Here is an 18,207-nt window from a genome sequence, read left to right on the forward strand (position 1 = left end):
AGTAAAACACTGTAAACTAAATAGTTAATACCAAAGGTTTGGATAATATTTTAGTTTGGATAATCTTTAGAATAAATTTCAGAACCAAAAGTGGCATTGCCTTCTGAAATCGCTTTTCTGTCCAGCCGGGAAACATGGCCCGAAGCGTGAACCAATTCGTGGTATAAAATACTTAAATACAAAGTGTGGTCCGGAAATAATTCCATAGCTGGCATGTTGATGAAATCTTCTTTGGGATTGTAAAATGCCTGGGCTTTCTCATGTTTGAGTGCAGGTGGATTTTGCATATTTTGCAATACTTGTTCACATTCCCAGACCAGGTGGTTATCTGCCTTTGTAGTCAGTTCTGGAATATCGAATTGTACATCTTCCACGCAGGAGATATTGAATACCCGATAGTACTTCAAAAAAGCCTTTTTCTCAATTTGGTCAGCGGGATATTTGTCCAGCTTGTTTTGGGGAATTATCTCTCCGGTTTTTTTATGTTTAAATACAAAATTCCAGAATATCACCGGAATGGATTTAGCTCCCTTTTGTACTTTTCCACCCAGCTTTTTGATTTGTTTGAAGGTGAGAAAGAAAGGATAATTGAAATGAAGGGAGTTGAGAATGAGGGCATTGATTCCCCGATAGGGCTTTTTGGTAAGATAATTGGCAGCAGGGCCAAATTGGTTCCAGGGTTGTTTCCAGGGCACAGTTCCTTTTTCAAGTTGTTCGATTAACTGAGTGGTAACGATTTGATATACATCATTTTTCATGATTAGAAGGGTTTAAATGAAACAAAAAATTTAGTGTGTAGGATTACCCTCTCGTTTTTTGTCCCGGATTCGTGCAAACAGGAAGCGTGAGTTTATCTTTGGGGAGTGTAACTCAGGAGCGGGATTTGTGCAGGATAAAATCAGGCAGTCTTTTGCAGGCTTGCAGGGTGGAATTGGGAAGGCATGAAGCACAGGTGTCGGGGTCTCTTCCGGGAAAAAAACGGAACTTTATCCGAAATGTCTAGATTTGATGATGTTTTCAGTTATCGAATTGGCTGGAGATAGCCAGGTAATTGATGGCTGAAAACACCTTATTATTGAATGGATGATCGGAGGTAGGTTGTTGCTCTTGGGGTTAATTTAAATTTTTCATTAGAAAAATAAGTAAGTCGTAATTACTTTACGTAGTAAGCAAATATTTTTATTGTAATTCATCATTGCAAAGTATATTTTAATAAATCAGAATTTAAAAGGTAAATAGAAAAGAACATTTATAGACAGGGATTTTTGTAGTAGCAATTACAAGCGTACTTAACCTTTCAAATCAGGCTAATACAAAATTGTCATTTATACTTTGAAAGTTTAATCAGAGAACCTTTAATTAGAGGTTAATAATATGAAGATTCATTAAATTATATTAGAAGATGCTTGAGAAAACACTAGAAAATAAAAAGATCAAGCCGACTGCTATGCGCCTATTAGTCCTCAGGCAGTTGGTGGAATCAAGAGCTACCATAAGTTTAAAAGACTTGGAAAAAAAATTTGAACGAGCGGACAAAGTTACCTTGTATAGAACACTAAAGACTTTTGAAGACAAAAAGTTAATTCATAGTATAGAAGACGGTACAGGTTCTATCAAATATGCACTTTGTGAGGAAGGATGTGAATGCCAACCTGAGGATCAACATATTCATTTTCATTGTGTCCAATGCGGTGAAACCTATTGCTTAACAAAATCTAAAATACCTCAAACTCAAATTCCTATTGGGTTCAAAGTCTCCAGCGCCAGTATGGTATACAAAGGATTGTGTGTAAACTGTGCATAAAACTTTGCAAATCGGTTGCATTGTATTTTTATCTATATTTGTAAAATGAAGTTATCATCACTATTTATGGCGATTTTTCTTTTAGGGTTATCCATAATCCCTTGTGCCGATGATGAGGTAACTCAAAACAATATTGAAGCATTTGATGAAAGTAGCAGAGATCCCAATCATGAGTCAGGTTTAGATTTGTGTTCGCCATTTTGTGTTTGCCACTGTTGCCATACTCATTTTGTCGTTGTATACGCCTTATATAATGATTTTATAAGCTTACCTAAGTTGATAACAAAATCAAGGTATATTGCCAGGTTTTCGAACGGGTTTCGCACATCCATCCTTCAGCCTCCTCAGGAAAAATATGATCTCATATTAGGGTAATTCTACCTCTTTAGCTGATCCAAGTTTTGGATCAGCCAATCATATTATTTCAAAACCAAATTTCAAAAATCATTTGATATGATCAATGCGTTAATTGAGTTTTCAATTAAGAATAAGCTCTTAATTGGATTTCTCACAATAATACTTGTGGTGGCAGGTATATGGAGTACCACCAAAGTTCCACTAGATGCTGTTCCTGACATCACAAACAACCAAGTACAGGTAATCACACAAGCTCCCAATTTAGGAACAGAAGATATAGAACAGTTTGTGACCTATCCAATAGAAGTGGCCATGGCAAATCTTCCCGGTGTCATTGAAATTCGTTCTATTTCGCGATTTGGACTTTCAGTTGTAACCATTGTTTTCGAAGATGGTCAGGGTACTTATCTTCCCCGACAACTGGTAGCTGAAAAGCTTACGGAAGTAAAAGAAGAAATTCCGAAAGGGTTTGGTGAACCTTCTATGGGACCTATTAGCACAGGTCTCGGGGAGATTTATCAATACACACTAAAGGTAGATGCCGAACATAAAGATCAATATACGCCTACTGATTTACGTACCATGCAAGATTGGATCGTGCAACGTCAAATGGCAATGGTCCCAGGTGTTGTGGAAATCAATGCCATCGGAGGTAAAATAAAACAATATGAGGTGGCTATAAATCCTGATAAGCTAAATGCTATGGGTATTACAACTCTGGATATTTTTCAAGCATTGGAAAATAATAATCAAAATACTGGTGGAGCTTATATTGAAAAAGACCATCATGCCAATTTTATTAGGGGTGAAGGACTGGCCAGAAGTCTAAATGATCTTGAAAATATTGTTGTAAAAAATATCAATGGTCTTCCTATACGCATCAAAGATGTGGCTTCTGTTCAGCATGGTTCAGCCGTTCGCTATGGTGCACTTACTCAAGATGGAACTGGTGAGGTAGTTGGAGGTTTAGTGATGATGCTGAAAGGAGCAAACTCCAATGATGTAATATCCAGTGTTAAGGAAAGAATGGAACTAATTCAACAGTCCCTACCTGAAGGAGTTATCATAGAACCACTTTTAGATAGAAGTAAACTCATTGCTAAAACGACTAGTACTGTAGGACAAAATCTTACTGAAGGTGCTTTAATTGTCATCTTCGTTTTAGTATTTCTACTAGGAAACTGGCGAGGTGGATTAATTGTGGCTTCTACTATCCCATTATCACTCTTATTTGCCTTTATTCTTATGAATGCATTTGATGTTTGGGCAAACCTCATGAGTTTGGGAGCTATTGATTTTGGAATCATCGTAGATGGAGCAGTTATAATTGTAGAAAGCACTGTTTTTTTACTTCATGATCGAATATTAAAAAAGCAGTCCATTAATTCTGAATTACGTGATGAAGTAGCCTATAAAGCTTCAAGTAAAATGATGAACTCAGCCTTTTTTGGACAGTTGATTATTTTGATTGTTTTCATCCCTATTTTGGCTTTACAAGGTGTAGAAGGAAAAATGTTTAAACCTATGGCATTGACTTTTATGTTTGCCATGATTGGAGTTATGATCTTATGCCTAACATATGTTCCCATGATGTCTGCATGGTTCATACGAATAGGCAAGCAGAAAAAAATGATGTGGGGTGACCGGTTTGTTATCTGGCTAGAAAATAGATACGAACCAATTTTAGGTAAAGTGCTTAAAAGAAGTTGGCTGGTGGTAATCACTTCAGTATTGTTATTGGCTATAGCATCCATTACTTTTTCGCGAATGGGTGGTGAATTTATTCCTGAATTGGATGAAGGCGATCTTGCTTTTCATGCCATTCTAAAGCCTGGTAGTTCATTGACCGAAACCATTGAAACTACCACCAAAATCGAAAATTTGGTAAAACAGGAGTTCCCTGAAGTAGAAAAAATCGTGAGCAGAATTGGTGTAGCTGAAGTGCCTACCGACCCCATGCCAATGGATTTAGCAGATGTTTTTGTTATCCTAAAACCTAAGTCAGAATGGGTATCTGCTTCTTCAAAAGATGAGTTAGTAGAGGAAATGAAAAAAACAGTCTCTCAAATACCAGGGGTCAATTACGAATTCACGCAACCTATTGAAATGCGATTTAATGAATTGCTGGAAGGGGTTAGAGAAGACATCGCAATCAAACTTTATGGAGAAGATATTAATGTATTAGCCAACAAAGCCGAAGAGGTTGCCAAGATCATTGCAGGGACACAAGGTATTGGAGATATGCGTGTAGAAGCAACAAAAGGACTACCCCAAATGACAGTAGTTTATAACAGGAACAAGTTGGCACAATATGGACTCAATATTTCTGATCTAAACACCATCCTTGAAACATCCTTTGCTGGAGGAAAGGCAGGAGTAATTTTTGAAGGCGAAAAACGATTTGACTTGGTGGTGAGATTAAACGAGGAACATCGCAAAAGCATTTCAAATATTAAAAACCTTTATATTAATGTACCGAATGGCTCACAAATCCCATTGAAGGAAGTAGCTGAAATCAGCTATGAACCTGGGCCCATGCAGATTAGTCGGGACAATACCAATAGAAGAATCTATGTGGGGATCAATGTGAGAGGTCGAGATGTAAAATCATTGGTAACAGAAATTCAACAGAAATTAAACAGTTCTTTAGAATTACCCCCTGGATATTATGTTCGATATGGTGGAGCTTTTGAAAATCTGGAAAGAGCAACTAAACGACTTCAGGTAGTGGTTCCCATTGCACTTGGATTAATTTTTCTATTAATATTCTTCGCTCTTAAATCATTTCGTCAGTCCATGATGATCTATATGGCCATTCCACTTGCTGCCATAGGAGGAGTATTTGCATTATGGCTAAGAGGAATGCCATTCAGTATATCAGCTGGAGTAGGATTCATTGTTCTTTTTGGAGTAGCTGTATTAAACGGATTAGTTTTAATAGGAGGATGGAATGAATTGAAGGAAGAAGGAGTAGCTAATTTAAATGATCGTATTCGCTTGGGGGCAAAAAGAAGGATTAGACCAATTCTATTGACTGCTCTGACTGATATATTAGGTTTTTTACCCATGGCGATTTCAACCTCTGCCGGAGCAGAAGTGCAACGACCTCTGGCAACTGTAGTGATTGGAGGTATGGTTACAGCCACATTTCTTACTTTGTTGGTACTCCCGGTGTTGTATCAATGGGTAGAGAAAAATAGTAATAATATAACAGTTCCCAAAACAGCACTTATAATCCTAATACTAGTCTCTTTTTCATTATTACCAACTGGTAAAGTAAATGCCCAAAATTCAGATGGCAATGAAGTTACTTCATTAGAACAGGCTATTGAAATTGGTTTAGTTAATAATGGAAATGTTCAAGTAGCAAAAACGCTTATTCAGGTACAGGAAAATAACAAAAAAGGAAGTTTGAATCCAGGAAAAACAGATTTTGGTATCCAATATGGTCAGTACAATAGTTTTGAAAATGACTTTGCCTGGGAACTCAATCAGAACTTCGAATTTCCAACTGTTTACAGTAATCAAAGCAAGCTGGCAAAGGAAAAAATTGCAGGTGCTGAAAAGCTTTTAAAGGTTTCTGAAAATGAGTTGAAACGTGACATTAAAAAAGCCTGGTATCAATTGGCATATCTAAATGAGCGACACGATTTATTGGTCTTTCAAGATAGTTTATATCAACGTTTTCTTCATGCTGCAAATATCAGGTACGAAACCGAGGCTAGTAGTTATCTGGAAAAGGCTACAGCTGAAACTAGTGTTATGGAAATCCAGAATGAATTACAATTATTACAATCGGATATAGCCACTCAGCAGTACCAGTTAAGAACTCTTCTTAATGCATCAGAAGAAATGAAGTTTATACCTGATGCCTTGGAAGAAAAAAGTATGACTTTGGTTGAGGATTCTGTACAATTACTCAATAATCCACGCATGGATTATATCTTGCAACAGATTAAAATTGCCGAAGCAGACCAAGCTGTCCAATCTTCTAAAATGCTTCCGGGATTCTCCATTGGCTATTTCAATCAATCTTTAATAGGTGCACAAAATGCAAATGGAGACATAGCAACATCTTCAGACCGGTTTAGTGGAATTCAGGTAGGAATATCGATCCCGTTATTTTACGGATCAGATAAAGCCAAAGTGAAGATGGCAAAATTGAATGGTCAGATGGCTCAGACAAAAGCTGATTATTTCAACACTGTATTACATGGTCAATATGAGCAACAGCTACAAGCCGTAATTAAGTTTCGAAGTAGCCTGGATTACTACAAAGACAAGGCAATCCCACAAGCAGAGTTAATGATCCAAAATGCCCAAAAAAGTTTTGAAAATGGAGCCATAGGCTATGTGGAGTACTTTCAAGGGCTGAATCAAGGACTACAGTTAAAATTTTATTATCTCAATACCATAAATGGTTACAACCAGGCAGTTACTAACCTGGAATTCTTAATTGGTCAATAAAAAATAAGAAATCAATGAAAACGAATATAAATATCTTTTTGCTATCAATAGTATTGATGGCAGCTTGTGGAAAATCTTCTGTGACTGAAAGCTCAGAGCATAATGAGGAGGAACATGCGGAAAAAGTTCATTTTTCCGTACAACAATTTGAATCATTAGGAATGAAAGTGGATACGATCCCATTTAGAAATCTCTCCACTTTCGTGGAAGCCAACGGGCAATTAGAAGTTCCTCCACAAAATGAAGCGACAGTCACAGCTATAATAGGTGCCAATGTAACCTCTATTAAGGTAATTGAAGGAGATAAAGTCAGGAAAGGTCAAGTATTGGCTTATATCAGCCACCCAGACCTTATTCAGCTACAAACTGATTATGTTAATGCATGGAACCAATTTCAGTATTTGGAAAAAGAATATCAGAGGCAAAAAAAACTGTATAGTGAAAAAGTGGGTTCAGGAAAAGAGTTTCAGAAGACTCAAGCAGAATACCAGTCTATGAATGGGGCAGTTCATGGATATGAAGCACAGCTCCGTATAATGGGCCTCATAGTAAATAAAGTGAAAGAAGGAAATCTCTATGAACAAGTTCCTGTTACTAGCCCAATTGATGGGTATATTCGTCTGGTTGAAGTAAAAATAGGACAATTTGTACAGCCTCAAACCGAAATGTTTGAGATCGTCAATATCGAACATATCCATGCCGATCTAATGGTGTTTGAAAAGGATATGAATAAAGTAAAGAAAGGACAAAAAGTAAAATTTAAGGTTGAATCCTTAATCGATAAGGAACTAGAAGCAGAGATTTATGCTGTGGGAAAGGCTTTTGAGCAAGATCCAAAAGCGATCCATCTACATGCAGAAATTGAAAATAAAGCAGGGTTGTTGATCCCAGGAATGTATGTGAGAGGTCGTATAATGGTAGATAATATTGAAGCATTTGCCTTACCCAAAGAAGGCGTGGTGAGAGATGGTGAAAAGTTTTATTTGTTCATGGTAGAAAAAGAAGTAGAGGAAAATGGTGAAATAGAATGGGAATTTGAGCCCGTAGAAATTGCTACTGGAAATGAAGATGATGGCTGGGTAGAGGTGAAGCCTCTCAAGACAATTGAAAAAGGGACAGTGGTTGCCTGGAATAATGCCTACTATTTGTTGGCAGAAATGAAGAAAGGTGAAACAGAACACGAACACTAAAAATAACAGTATGAATTTTTATCAAATATTTCTGCCGATTGCAACATTCCTTTATCTGCTATTGGTATTTGTCCTCAGGTCAGTTATTCTTTGGAAACAAACGGGTGTAAACCCGTTTGTTTTCGGAAATACAGAAAAAGCTCATGATTATATTGGAAGAGTTTATAAGGTGATGGTATTGTTGACTTGGGTTTCAATCGGTATATATTCTTTCTATCCCAATTGGTATCAATACTTGATGCCGGTTGATTATTTGGACTTTGAATGGTTGAGAATATCAGGTTTAATACTTCTAATAATATCTTTTCTCTGGACAAGTTTAGCACAACTCCAAATGTCAAGTTCATGGAGAATTGGTATTGACTATGAAGAGAAAACAAAATTAATTAGTCATGGACTATTTAAATATTCCCGAAATCCTGTATTTCTAGGAATACTTATTTCTTACCTGGGTACTTTTTTGATTATCCCAAATATCCTCAGTTTTTCAATTCAGCTGGTGACATTTGTTACGATACAGACTCAGGTTAGACTAGAAGAAGAATATCTTGAAAGTGTTCAGGGACAAGATTATTTAACCTATAAATCAAAAGTTAGAAGATGGCTTTAATGAAAAAAACAACTTTTAAAATATCGAAAATGGATTGCCCATCTGAGGAGCAAATGATACGTATGAAATTAGAAGGAATTGATTCAATTGAGCAATTGTCTTTTGATATTCCGCAAAGAAAACTGACTATATTTCATACAGCCGAAGTTGATCGATTCGAACAAAGAATATATGATTTAAAATTGGAAGCTTCATTGATGGAGACGGTAGATGAAGAAATGGAAGTTCCAGCAAAAAATCAAGCTGAGAGTAATCAAAAAACGGCACTCTGGTGGGTGCTCATAATTAATTTTGTATTCTTTATCCTGGAAATGACCTATGGTTGGTTATCTAAATCAATGGGATTGGTAGCGGACTCATTGGACATGTTGGCGGATTCTATTGTATATGGATTGAGCCTCATGGCTGTAGGAGCAGCCATTGCCAAGAAAAAATTAGTTGCTAAGCTAAGTGGGTATTTTCAAATAGCCTTAGCATTATTTGGATTAATTGAAGTGATAAGAAGGTTTGTTGGGTTTGAGGCAATTCCAGTTTTCCAGACCATGATTATTATTTCTTTCCTTGCACTAATTGCTAATTCTATATCCCTCTATCTCATTCAGAGAACAAAGAGTAAAGAAGCGCATATACAGGCTTCAATGATATTTACATCCAATGATATCGTTATTAATTTAGGTGTAATTACTGCAGGTATCCTGGTTCATTTTACTTCTAGCAGGTATCCCGATCTGGTAATTGGTTCAATCATATTTCTTATAGTAATTAAAGGAGCAATTCGAATTCTTAATCTCGCAAAATAATTATGGGACATCATCACGATCATTCACACAATCATTCCGAGGGGAATGTAAAAGTTGCCTTCTTCCTCAATCTTATTTTTACTATTATTGAAATTGTAGGTGGACTTTTCACCAACAGTTTAGCTATTTTATCAGATGCTCTTCATGATCTCGGTGATAGTTTAAGTTTAGGGCTGTCTTGGTACTTTCAAAAACTATCGAAGAAAGGAAGAACGGAAAAGTTTTCTTACGGATATAAAAGGTTTTCATTACTAGGGGCTATTATTAACTCTATTGTATTGTTAGTCGGCTCTATTTTTATTCTGACCAAAGCGATACCAGAGCTATTCAACCCAGGAGAAACCAACGCCCAAGGGATGCTTTATCTCGCCATTCTTGGGATAGTGGTTAATGGTGCAGCTGTATTCAAACTACGAAAAGGAGAATCGTTAAACGAAAAGGTAGTTTCACTACATTTACTAGAAGATGTTTTAGGCTGGGTAGCAGTACTTATCGGTAGCATCATTATGATGTACATAGATGCTGCATTCATTGACCCTCTACTTTCTGTACTTATTTCACTATTTGTACTATACAATGTTTACAAAAACCTTCGAAAGAGTATGCTTGTGATCCTTCAAGGCATACCTGAAGAAGTGTCCATTGATTATATTGGAGAAAAGCTGAAGGATATACCTGCAGTAACGGATATTCATGACTGCCATATTTGGTCGATGGATGGTCAGTACAATATCCTTACGATTCACCTTCAATTGGATAAAGATTACAAATTATCAGAACAGGTTAAACTCAAGGAAACTGTTCGTACTAAACTCAAATCTGAAGCCATCAATCACATCACTATGGAGTTTGAAGGGCATGATGAAAATTGTGAGATGGAGGGTTGCTAAGTCAGACCTTATTTAATACCGATGGAGTTTTTAATTGAAAAAAATAGGATTTTTTATACTAAAAATAGCTGGATATGCCTATCTGAAAACCGGCTGTTTTAGCTGCCGGATTGCCTAACAAATCTGTCTCCCACAGATACCGATAATTGGCACGAACCACAGTTTGAGATGAGGGTCTGAAGCTTAATGCAGGCACAATTGCCTGTACATCATCATGAATATTGCCTCCTGTTTCCTCGAATGAGCCAATATTGTAATCTACATGTTCCAGTCTCAGGGCCAGGTTAATGCTGGCCTTCTCCCAACCTAACATTTCACGCTTTAAAATGGTATAAACAAAATCTATAAATCCGCCTTGTTGTTGGCTTCCAAACTGTTGTGAGTAGGTAGCTGGAACTTCTACAAATGCCCATACCCATTCCCCGGTAATATTCAGGTTTTTTATTGCAGAAGTGTTCCAATCAATTGCCAAAACGTCAAGTCTCCTTTTCTGATCGAGCACAACTCCGTCTTCTTCGTATTTGTTATACACATCACCCATCCAGGAAAAACCAATTTCCCCGATTTTCCGGTGACGTATAGCAGTTTTTAGAGTGATAAGTGGTATTGCATTAAAATTATCCTCAAAACGATCTTCATTTTCTTTAGCTGCAGGGAGCCAGGTACGTCCTTTATTGTTTGCAATTATCTGATCATCAAAACCATTGGTAACATAAGCTTCGTAGGCCCATACCCATTGCTTTTGATAGGTTTTTCCATGGAAACCAAAACCAACATTACTAAAAGTGGCCGGGATAATTGTAGTAGCAGAGATTGGTCTGTCTACAAACTCCCATTTCGGACCATCATGATTTTGATTAAATGCTCCAATCGGATTCATGATAATTCCTCCCCTAAAATTGAGTAAAGGATGAAATTCAAAATCAAGAGCCGCAAACTCAATATTGATTTCTTTGGTACCTTCTTCAAATTCTATTTCCGAGAGAAATTTGATTCGCTCAATGATGGTGGAAGATACAAACAAGGTCATTCTTGGAATTTTAAAAGAGACACCTTCGGAAATTCCATCAGAGACAAAGTATTCTCCTTGTGCTTCAACATAACCGCCAATTGCTACTGGAAAACTTCCTGTTTGGAGAAATGGTCGGTTGTAAACCGCATCCATGTTGAGTTGCAACTGAGAACTATCTGCCTGCTGGGCATTGATAGTGTGATTTAAACAAACAAACACCAAAATGTAACCAGCAATGTTATAGATGGATGACAATATTTTCATGATCTGTACTTATTTTAAAAGTTTTAAGATTAGTTTCTGCTGGGCCTTGTACCACATTTCCCTTTGAATCAAACTCGCTCCCATGGCATGGGCATACTAGATAGTGTGGTTGTGCATTTACCTCACAGCCCTGATGTGTACACTCCATCCAAAGTGCTATATAATCATCTGTTGAGAGCCTATACAAGGCAATGGGAAAGGCTAGTGACATTTCTCGAACCAGTACAACGTCTCTTGGCTTTTCTGTTCCTTCAATAAATTCCAATTTTGACACGGTAAGCCTATTTTCTCTGACTATTGCATTTACCCGATGCACTGAACTACAACCAGTAAGTAAAGTTGGAATACCAGTAATTGCTAAACACGAACTTCCTGCGAGTTTCAAAAATTTTTTTCTGTCCATATTAAAGTGCTTTTAGGAATGTCAAGAGTTTTTGTTTGTTAGTTTCATTTAACTGTTTAAAGTTAATCCTGCTATCGTTTGCTTCTCCCCCGTGCATTAAAATGGCCTCTTCAATGCTTTTAGCCCGGCCATCATGCATGAGAAAAAATTCACCTCCTTGCGAATCAGGTGAAAGGCCCAAGCCCCAAAGTGGAGGGGTTCGCCATTCAAATGTTTCTGCTGATCCTTCAGTTACACCATCGTCTAATTCTGGCCCCATGTCATGCAACAATAGGTCAGTATATGGATAGAATGTTTTGTTTGATAAGGCAGTAATATCAGATTCAGGAGTCGTCCATTCTGGAATATGGCAAGAAGCACACTGTATTTCTGTAAAAATTGACTTTCCTTGTAGTACCACTGTGTTTTCTTCAGATCGGGGAATAGGCGCCTTTAATGTCCGGAGATAAAAGACAACATCACGGATCGTTTGATCGGAAACTTCCGGATCGGTAGAAAGCTGACTGTATGGATCAATTGGTTCAAAGGTAGAAGTAATACCCATGTCCTGATTATATGCTCCTACAGTTTGTTGAAGCAGATCAATTGCAGCAGCTTTCTTCCCAAATCGCCCAATGATTTTATCACTGATAGGCTCATGAATTGATTTCTGCTCAAAGTAACTTGGAGGAGTTACATAATTAGGCACCCCTGAAATACCATCCCCATCTTCATCCAGCGAATCCACATTTTCCAGAATCTGTTGATCTGTAAGCGCGGCAAGAAACCCTAACCCTGTGACAGCTGGTGGAGTAAATTTCATAAAAGGAACACCATCAGGTAGTTTTTCAGGTTCAAAACCCGGAATAGCCCTGTTTTGTAGCTGGGGAGCACCTACAGCCAGATTTGTACTTTGCCCGGGAGATGTCTGACCAAACCTTGTAAGGGTCGTAAAGGGATGGCCCTTACCATCACCAGGATGACAGCTTCCACAAGAAGTAGCCACGAACATGGGGCCTAAGCCGCTTTCGGGTGTGAATATTTCGTCATTGAATGCGATATCTCCAACCAAAAACTGGTTTTGCTCTGAAAAAGAGAGACCTTCCATAGGTCCGTCAAGTAGCTCATTTTCGACTGGTGCTTCTGGAAAAACCTCATCACAGCCATAATGAACAGATGATACGAAGCAAATAACTAGTAAAATTTGCGATTTTATATTAGCCATAATTTTAAATATTGACAACGCAAACTTAAAATTAGTTTTACTAAAATAAAAAATTAGGCGAATCTAAATTTAAAAAATTAGATTATTCTTGAAATCCCAGATAGAAATAATAGGAGGTGTCTGGAAAGCATATAAATCCGTGGGATTTTGAGAAGTTGAATGATAAAATTAGAAAAAAGGAGATATAGAAGGGTATTGAAAGGTGTTTTAATAAATACCAAGAGTTGTTGTGTTCAAAAACAATAAATTTATTGTTTTTGAACACAACAAGCTGTTTATCAATTAGCTATGAAACTATACGACTCGACTCTTTTTATCTCATTGGTAAATCAGACCTGGAATCTGTAACGGCAGTTTTTAGTCCTTTCTTGGCACATTTGTTAGCTATGGTCATTCCTGCCATGCCTGATCCGATGACTATTACATCGTATTTCATGCGCAGCAGCTACTTTTTCCATCTTCCTGAATTGGAGGGCAGGCTACAGTTCCATAAGAGCAATAAACGCAGCAATCACCATCTTGAGGTTTTATAACCTTTTTACAATTTTCACACTCATAGAAATACTGGCATGCATTTGTTGGCATCGTTTCTTCTTTTTCGTGTCCACAATTCGGGCAGGTGATAGTTGATTGTAATATGATTTCTTTTTCCATTATTGGTTGTTTTTAGGTTTTAGTAATTCAGCTTTATAAGTAGTTTTTTCTTCAATAGCTGCAATAAGTTTCTCTGGTTGGGTTAGTTTAGGATCATAATCTACAACCGCGATATCTCCTGGATATTCTACCGAGTTCTCTAAAACGCCTTTGGTTTCTTTTAAAACGTTATAAACATGACTTGCGCAACCAGCACAGGTGAGTCCTGAAACTTTTAGCTTGACCATCACACTTTTCTTAACGGTTTTGACTGCTTTCTGAGAATCGACTGATTGGGCTATTCCATGTCCTGCAAGCAGGAATACAAACATCAGACTGAAAATTATGAGTTTCATTTCTATTGATTTAAGGATTCTTCTTTAAGGATTTTCTTGTGAGTAACTTTGTAACCCGTAGCTTTCTCTACCACAGCCGCCAATTTATTAATAGATGCTTTTGATTGATCAAACTTTACCAAAGCAGTACCACTTTTATAGGAAGAAGAAGCTTCAATAACGCCTTCACTATTATTAAGTGCTGCGGTGATGCTATGCTCACATCCAGTGCAAGTCATGCCTTTGATACTGAGCTCAGCTTTCGTAATATCATTTTCTTTTACCACGATTACATCAGTTGCATTACTGTTATCTGGGAAAAAGATGCCCGAGTACGAGGGAAAAGCAAGCATCAAGGCAGCAAACACTGTAACGATTCCTAGAAACTTTTTAGACTGCCAAAAGGAGGGCTTTTCATACTCTTCACAGGCACATTCAGTTTCTTCAGATGTTCTTGGTTTCAATTTCTGATACCAGGTAAACCCCAATACCAAAACCGTAAGACCAATTAAAAAAGGTCTTAATGGCTCCATCCATGAAAAGGTCGATGCAATACCGCCTATTCCTGCCAGAGTGGCAAAAACGGGTGTAATGCAACAAAGTGAAGCGGTAAAGGCTACTAGCAAACCAGCACCAATACTTTTAGGTGGCGTATTTGATTGATTTGAAGTATTCATAATATAGATTCTTTTTTGTTTTTGTCAATTAAACTCTCTAATACAGGGATTATAACCTTAATATTATCTTCAACCAAAGAGTAGAATACAGTTTGACCCACTTTCTTATCTTTTACTAAGCCACCATCTTTCAACTTCCTAAGGTGTTGCGAAACTCCTCCAACTGAAATCTCCAGAATATCGCTGAAGTCACAAGGACACATTTGCCCTTCTTTATGTAGAATAAAGAGAATCTTAAGCCTTACAGCATTTCCTGAAAGGTTGAATATCTGTGTGGCCAAATTCAATTGTTCATCAAGTCTATTTAGTGTTTTCTTACACTCCTTAATTTGAACTGGGTCCGCTAATACTCTTATACATGAATTACTCATATTTTAATATTTTAGTTATTGCTAAAACGTCATTGTGGAATAAAAGTTTCAGAATTTTAGAAAAAGCTAAAATATAGAGTGTTGCTATATAACCTATGTTATCATTGTAGTGGTTCATACTTGTAATAGTCGTTAGTCGAAGAGATAAATGTTATCTTTATAGCCATACTTTTATAAGAAACATACCAGCAAATAATAATATGAAAGTCGTCATCTATTCCATAGTATGGAAGCATAAAAAATAGTGGAGTATTACAAAATTATTCCAATTATTCACCAATATTTTTATCCGAAAAATTAAAATCATGATTTACAGAGTAGTTTTTAAATTTAATATTTAAAAATTACTCCTCAGTTTTTTATGGTTCCAATATAGAAGGGTATTAAAAAGCGTTTTAATAAATACCAGGAGTTTGTTATTTCAAATAATAATATATTTGTTTTTTTAACACAAAAAATTGTTTATCAATTAGTTATGAAACTAGCCGACTCGTCTCTTTTTATCTTATTGGTAAATCAGCCCTCAAAGACATAATCCTATAAATTAATATCCGAATTCTGTAAGCTTTGTAAGCTATTTCTCATCCATCTTTGTAAAATCATATTACAAATAATGGTATGGAAATAGAGCAAATTTTAACAGATAAAAGTGTTGTTTTTCAAAATAAAAATGTAAAGGTTTTGGGAATGACTTGCGCCTCCTGTGCGGTGAGTCTTGAATCTTACTTAACACCTTTAGAAGGGGTGTCTAATGTTTCGGTAAATTATCCCAACCAGTCGGTATCACTTACCTATGACAAAAATCTGATAAGCTTAAATCAGTTAAAACAAAAAGCACAAGAAATAGGGTATGAAATAATATTGGAGGAAAATGCTTCAGACAAAATTGATGAAATAGAAAAAGAAAGGCATAAGAGGCATGGAATTAAATTAATTGTTTCAGCAATTTTTGCACTCCCAGTATTTGTAATGGCAATGTTTTTCATGGGAAAAATTCCCTATGAAAACTGGATCATGATGGGCCTTTCAATTCCAGTATTGTTTTGGAGTGGCAGGGAGTTTTATTCCATTGCCTGGAAAAAAATGCGGCATTTTTCTGCCAACATGGATACTCTGGTAGCTTTAAGTACAGGTGTTGCTTTTATTTTTAGTGTTATTAATACTGTTTTTCCACATTTTTTAGAAAATCAGGGGATTGTAGCACATGTATATTTCGAATCAGCAGTAGTAATTATAATGTTTATCCTTCTTGGTAGATATCTTGAGGAGGGAGCAAAAAGTAAAACTTCCCTAGCTATAAAAAAGCTAATCGGATTGAAACCAAAAATGGTTACCGTTATTAGAAATGGGGAAGAACAAGTAATTCCATATAATGAAATTATTGGAGGAGAACTTATTTTGCTAAAACCAGGTGATAGGATTCCTGTTGATGGAAAAGTAAAAAAAGGAAATTCTTTTGTTGATGAAAGCATGATTTCAGGAGAACCTATTCCTGTGGAAAAGAATAAAGGAAAAACCGTATTTGCCGGAACCATTAATCAAAAAGGGTCTTTATTCATCATCTCACAAAGAATAGGAGAGGAGACCCTTTTGTCAAAAATTATTCATCAAGTTGAAAAAGCCCAGGCAAGTAAGCCCAAAATACAAAAGTTAGTAGACAAAATTGCAGGAATATTTGTACCAATAGTTATAGGACTTAGTATAATTACTTTTATGATCTGGTATTTTTTTGGACCAGAACCAAGGATAGTCCATGCATTGGTCAGTTTAATTACTGTTCTTATTATAGCATGTCCCTGTGCTTTAGGTTTAGCCACACCTACAGCCTTAATGGTAGGCATTGGAAGAGGAGCACAACTGGGTATTTTGGTTAAAGATGCTCAATCTTTAGAGATGGCGTATAAAATTAACACCTTAATATTAGATAAAACTGGAACACTAACAGAGGGTAGGCCAATGGTAACAGATATGATCTGGTCCAAGGAAAAATCATCTGAGAGACTTAAAGGAATATTATTATCAATAGAATCCAGATCAGAACATCCAATAGCGGAGGCCATTACAATATATCTTCGTAAAAATCAAGTGGTTGAAGAAGATACCGAATCTTTTGAGAGTTTTACCGGGATGGGAGCTTTAGTAAAATATGAAGGAAACAAATATTTAGTTGGGAACACAAAACTAATGAACCATTATAAAGTGAAAATATCTCCAAATTTCACCAAAATGGCTATGGAATTGGAAAAGGAAGCAAAAACTGTAGTTTATTTCTCCAATAATAATCAGGTTGAAGCCATTATTGCAGTGGCAGATAGAGTAAAGAAGGAGGCTGAAATGGCGATTAAGCAGGTCAAGAAAATGGGGATTGAAGTAGTCATGTTAACAGGTGACAACAAAGCGGTGGCAAAAGTGATAGCTCAAGAGGTCGGAATAGAAAATTATAAAGCGAATTTATTACCAGCTGACAAAGGTGATTATATTGAGGAAATTCAAAAAAGGGGGAAAGTAGTAGCTATGGCTGGAGATGGGATCAATGATTCACATGGATTAGCTCAGGCTAATGTAGGAATAGCTATGGGAAGTGGAAGTGATATTGCTATGGAAAGTGCATCACTTACCTTAATGACCTCAAATTTAAATCACATAGTGATGGCAATTAAACTTTCTAAAGCCACAATGCAAACAATTCGACAAAATCTGTTTTGGGCATTTATTTATAATATTATTGCTATCCCAATAGCAGCAGGTATATTGTATCCGATCTCTGGATTTTTATTAAATCCTATGATTGCCGGAGCAGCAATGGCTCTGAGTTCAATATCTGTTTTGGCTAATAGTTTAAGATTAAAAAAACGAACAATCTAATAATTAATATAATGGTAATTTTATACTCGATGTACTAGAGAAAACAACCATATTAAGGGAGCTGATTTTAAGGCTAAATATTATTTTAAATAACCAATCAATTAAATTATGAAAACTATTAAATATAAAACAACTATTAATTGTAATGGATGTGTGAATGCGGTATCTCCATTTTTGAACGAATTGGAAAATATTGATTCATGGAAAGTTGATGTAAATCATCCTGACAAAATATTGGAAGTGGTTCTGGATGATAGAGATGAAAAAACAGTAATTAAAACAGTGAAAAAAGCAGGTTTTGAGATTGAAAAAATATAATCATACT

At 36.4% G+C, this 18,207-nt stretch carries 19 protein-coding genes; 10 read left to right on the forward strand and 9 right to left on the reverse strand.

All coding sequences use genetic code 11. The features are described from left to right. Positions 1-50 precede the first annotated feature (50 nt). Positions 51-758 (reverse strand): ArdC family protein, encoded by a 708-nt coding sequence (locus tag A3EM_RS0125475; RefSeq protein ID WP_020531077.1) that lies wholly within the window; start codon positions 756-758, stop codon positions 51-53. A gap of 71 nt (positions 759-829) precedes the next feature. Between A3EM_RS0125475 and A3EM_RS47130 the strand changes: the two genes are divergently transcribed. The 8 genes from A3EM_RS47130 to A3EM_RS0125510 all read left to right on the forward strand — a co-directional run bounded on the left by A3EM_RS47130 (position 830) and on the right by A3EM_RS0125510 (position 10,118). Continuing rightward, positions 830-1,003 carry a hypothetical protein gene (locus A3EM_RS47130; RefSeq protein WP_157638083.1) on the forward strand — a complete coding sequence of 58 codons (174 nt, stop codon included), beginning with the start codon at positions 830-832 and terminating at the stop codon, positions 1,001-1,003. Positions 1,004-1,402: 399 nt separating this feature from the next. Then, complete coding sequence (locus A3EM_RS0125485; RefSeq protein WP_020531079.1) at positions 1,403-1,804, forward strand: Fur family transcriptional regulator; 402 nt, start codon at positions 1,403-1,405, stop codon at positions 1,802-1,804. Between the two features lie 45 nt (positions 1,805-1,849). Then, positions 1,850-2,179: a DUF6660 family protein gene (locus A3EM_RS47720; RefSeq protein ID WP_157638084.1), complete on the forward strand. Its 330-nt coding sequence runs from the start codon at positions 1,850-1,852 to the stop codon at positions 2,177-2,179. Between the two features lie 78 nt (positions 2,180-2,257). Further along, positions 2,258-6,628 (forward strand): CusA/CzcA family heavy metal efflux RND transporter, encoded by a 4,371-nt coding sequence (locus A3EM_RS0125490; protein WP_020531080.1) that lies wholly within the window; start codon positions 2,258-2,260, stop codon positions 6,626-6,628. 14 nt (positions 6,629-6,642) lie between these two features. After that, the gene (locus tag A3EM_RS0125495) at positions 6,643-7,818 is read left to right on the forward strand and encodes an efflux RND transporter periplasmic adaptor subunit (RefSeq protein WP_026210584.1); all 1,176 of its coding nucleotides are present in this window, start codon (positions 6,643-6,645) and stop codon (positions 7,816-7,818) included. 10 nt (positions 7,819-7,828) lie between these two features. Then, positions 7,829-8,428, forward strand: a complete 600-nt coding sequence (locus A3EM_RS0125500) for a methyltransferase family protein (RefSeq protein ID WP_044239810.1) — start codon at positions 7,829-7,831, stop codon at positions 8,426-8,428. Continuing rightward, the gene (locus A3EM_RS0125505) at positions 8,428-9,228 is read left to right on the forward strand and encodes a cation efflux transmembrane domain-containing protein (RefSeq protein WP_026210585.1); all 801 of its coding nucleotides are present in this window, start codon (positions 8,428-8,430) and stop codon (positions 9,226-9,228) included. The genes A3EM_RS0125500 and A3EM_RS0125505 overlap by 1 nt, the downstream gene beginning before the upstream one ends. Before the next feature lie 2 nt (positions 9,229-9,230). Beyond that, positions 9,231-10,118: a cation diffusion facilitator family transporter gene (locus A3EM_RS0125510; RefSeq protein WP_020531084.1), complete on the forward strand. Its 888-nt coding sequence runs from the start codon at positions 9,231-9,233 to the stop codon at positions 10,116-10,118. 58 nt (positions 10,119-10,176) lie between these two features. Here A3EM_RS0125510 and A3EM_RS0125515 read toward each other — a convergent pair whose 3' ends face one another. The 8 genes from A3EM_RS0125515 to A3EM_RS0125540 all read right to left on the reverse strand — a co-directional run bounded on the left by A3EM_RS0125515 (position 10,177) and on the right by A3EM_RS0125540 (position 15,017). Beyond that, complete coding sequence (locus A3EM_RS0125515; RefSeq protein ID WP_020531085.1) at positions 10,177-11,394, reverse strand: hypothetical protein; 1,218 nt, start codon at positions 11,392-11,394, stop codon at positions 10,177-10,179. Further along, positions 11,369-11,797 (reverse strand): QcrA and Rieske domain-containing protein, encoded by a 429-nt coding sequence (locus A3EM_RS0125520; RefSeq protein WP_020531086.1) that lies wholly within the window; start codon positions 11,795-11,797, stop codon positions 11,369-11,371. The genes A3EM_RS0125515 and A3EM_RS0125520 overlap by 26 nt, the downstream gene beginning before the upstream one ends. 1 nt (position 11,798) lies before the next feature. Next, on the reverse strand, positions 11,799-13,001 hold the full coding sequence (locus A3EM_RS0125525) for a di-heme oxidoredictase family protein (protein WP_020531087.1): 1,203 nt from the start codon (positions 12,999-13,001) through the stop codon (positions 11,799-11,801). A 313-nt stretch (positions 13,002-13,314) separates the two neighbouring features. Then, positions 13,315-13,437: an FAD-binding protein gene (locus A3EM_RS48400; RefSeq protein WP_281169838.1), complete on the reverse strand. Its 123-nt coding sequence runs from the start codon at positions 13,435-13,437 to the stop codon at positions 13,315-13,317. Next, a complete protein-coding gene (locus A3EM_RS47140) occupies positions 13,434-13,655 on the reverse strand; it encodes a GDCCVxC domain-containing (seleno)protein (RefSeq protein WP_083925304.1) in 222 nt (73 codons plus the stop codon). The genes A3EM_RS48400 and A3EM_RS47140 overlap by 4 nt, the downstream gene beginning before the upstream one ends. Beyond that, complete coding sequence (locus tag A3EM_RS0125530) at positions 13,655-13,990, reverse strand: heavy-metal-associated domain-containing protein (RefSeq protein ID WP_052323388.1); 336 nt, start codon at positions 13,988-13,990, stop codon at positions 13,655-13,657. Before A3EM_RS0125530 ends, A3EM_RS47140 begins: the two co-directional genes overlap by 1 nt. A gap of 2 nt (positions 13,991-13,992) precedes the next feature. Then, positions 13,993-14,646 carry a mercuric transport protein MerTP gene (gene merTP, locus A3EM_RS0125535; protein WP_020531089.1) on the reverse strand — a complete coding sequence of 218 codons (654 nt, stop codon included), beginning with the start codon at positions 14,644-14,646 and terminating at the stop codon, positions 13,993-13,995. Continuing rightward, a complete protein-coding gene (locus A3EM_RS0125540) occupies positions 14,643-15,017 on the reverse strand; it encodes an ArsR/SmtB family transcription factor (RefSeq protein ID WP_020531090.1) in 375 nt (124 codons plus the stop codon). Before A3EM_RS0125540 ends, merTP begins: the two co-directional genes overlap by 4 nt. 618 nt (positions 15,018-15,635) lie before the next feature. Here A3EM_RS0125540 and A3EM_RS0125545 point away from each other — a divergent pair. Together A3EM_RS0125545 and A3EM_RS0125550 are read left to right on the forward strand one after the other, a co-directional pair. Continuing rightward, entirely contained in the window at positions 15,636-17,882 is a 2,247-nt protein-coding gene (locus A3EM_RS0125545) for a heavy metal translocating P-type ATPase (protein WP_020531091.1), read from the forward strand. Between the two features lie 108 nt (positions 17,883-17,990). Next, entirely contained in the window at positions 17,991-18,200 is a 210-nt protein-coding gene (locus A3EM_RS0125550) for a heavy-metal-associated domain-containing protein (RefSeq protein WP_020531092.1), read from the forward strand. Positions 18,201-18,207: the final 7 nt, after the last annotated feature.

It is taken from the genome of Flexithrix dorotheae DSM 6795 (assembly GCF_000379765.1).
Classification (GTDB): domain Bacteria; phylum Bacteroidota; class Bacteroidia; order Cytophagales; family Flammeovirgaceae; genus Flexithrix; species Flexithrix dorotheae.

What these genes read in the sequence shown, in the direction of transcription:
- A3EM_RS47720 (WP_157638084.1), top strand. Translation starts at nt 1,850, where the DNA reads ATGAAGTTATCATCACTATTTATGGCGATTTTTCTTTTAGGGTTATCC.
- A3EM_RS0125545 (WP_020531091.1), top strand. Translation starts at nt 15,636, where the DNA reads ATGGAAATAGAGCAAATTTTAACAGATAAAAGTGTTGTTTTTCAAAAT.
- A3EM_RS0125550 (WP_020531092.1), top strand. Translation starts at nt 17,991, where the DNA reads ATGAAAACTATTAAATATAAAACAACTATTAATTGTAATGGATGTGTG.
- A3EM_RS0125505 (WP_026210585.1), top strand. Translation starts at nt 8,428, where the DNA reads ATGAAAAAAACAACTTTTAAAATATCGAAAATGGATTGCCCATCTGAG.
- A3EM_RS0125500 (WP_044239810.1), top strand. Translation starts at nt 7,829, where the DNA reads ATGAATTTTTATCAAATATTTCTGCCGATTGCAACATTCCTTTATCTG.
- A3EM_RS0125475 (WP_020531077.1), bottom strand. Translation starts at nt 758, where the DNA reads ATGAAAAATGATGTATATCAAATCGTTACCACTCAGTTAATCGAACAA.
- A3EM_RS0125520 (WP_020531086.1), bottom strand. Translation starts at nt 11,797, where the DNA reads ATGGACAGAAAAAAATTTTTGAAACTCGCAGGAAGTTCGTGTTTAGCA.
- A3EM_RS48400 (WP_281169838.1), bottom strand. Translation starts at nt 13,437, where the DNA reads ATGAAATACGATGTAATAGTCATCGGATCAGGCATGGCAGGAATGACC.
- A3EM_RS0125525 (WP_020531087.1), bottom strand. Translation starts at nt 13,001, where the DNA reads ATGGCTAATATAAAATCGCAAATTTTACTAGTTATTTGCTTCGTATCA.
- merTP (WP_020531089.1), bottom strand. Translation starts at nt 14,646, where the DNA reads ATGAATACTTCAAATCAATCAAATACGCCACCTAAAAGTATTGGTGCT.
- A3EM_RS0125485 (WP_020531079.1), top strand. Translation starts at nt 1,403, where the DNA reads ATGCTTGAGAAAACACTAGAAAATAAAAAGATCAAGCCGACTGCTATG.
- A3EM_RS0125540 (WP_020531090.1), bottom strand. Translation starts at nt 15,017, where the DNA reads ATGAGTAATTCATGTATAAGAGTATTAGCGGACCCAGTTCAAATTAAG.
- A3EM_RS0125510 (WP_020531084.1), top strand. Translation starts at nt 9,231, where the DNA reads ATGGGACATCATCACGATCATTCACACAATCATTCCGAGGGGAATGTA.
- A3EM_RS0125490 (WP_020531080.1), top strand. Translation starts at nt 2,258, where the DNA reads ATGATCAATGCGTTAATTGAGTTTTCAATTAAGAATAAGCTCTTAATT.
- A3EM_RS0125515 (WP_020531085.1), bottom strand. Translation starts at nt 11,394, where the DNA reads ATGAAAATATTGTCATCCATCTATAACATTGCTGGTTACATTTTGGTG.
- A3EM_RS0125530 (WP_052323388.1), bottom strand. Translation starts at nt 13,990, where the DNA reads ATGAAACTCATAATTTTCAGTCTGATGTTTGTATTCCTGCTTGCAGGA.
- A3EM_RS0125495 (WP_026210584.1), top strand. Translation starts at nt 6,643, where the DNA reads ATGAAAACGAATATAAATATCTTTTTGCTATCAATAGTATTGATGGCA.
- A3EM_RS47140 (WP_083925304.1), bottom strand. Translation starts at nt 13,655, where the DNA reads ATGGAAAAAGAAATCATATTACAATCAACTATCACCTGCCCGAATTGT.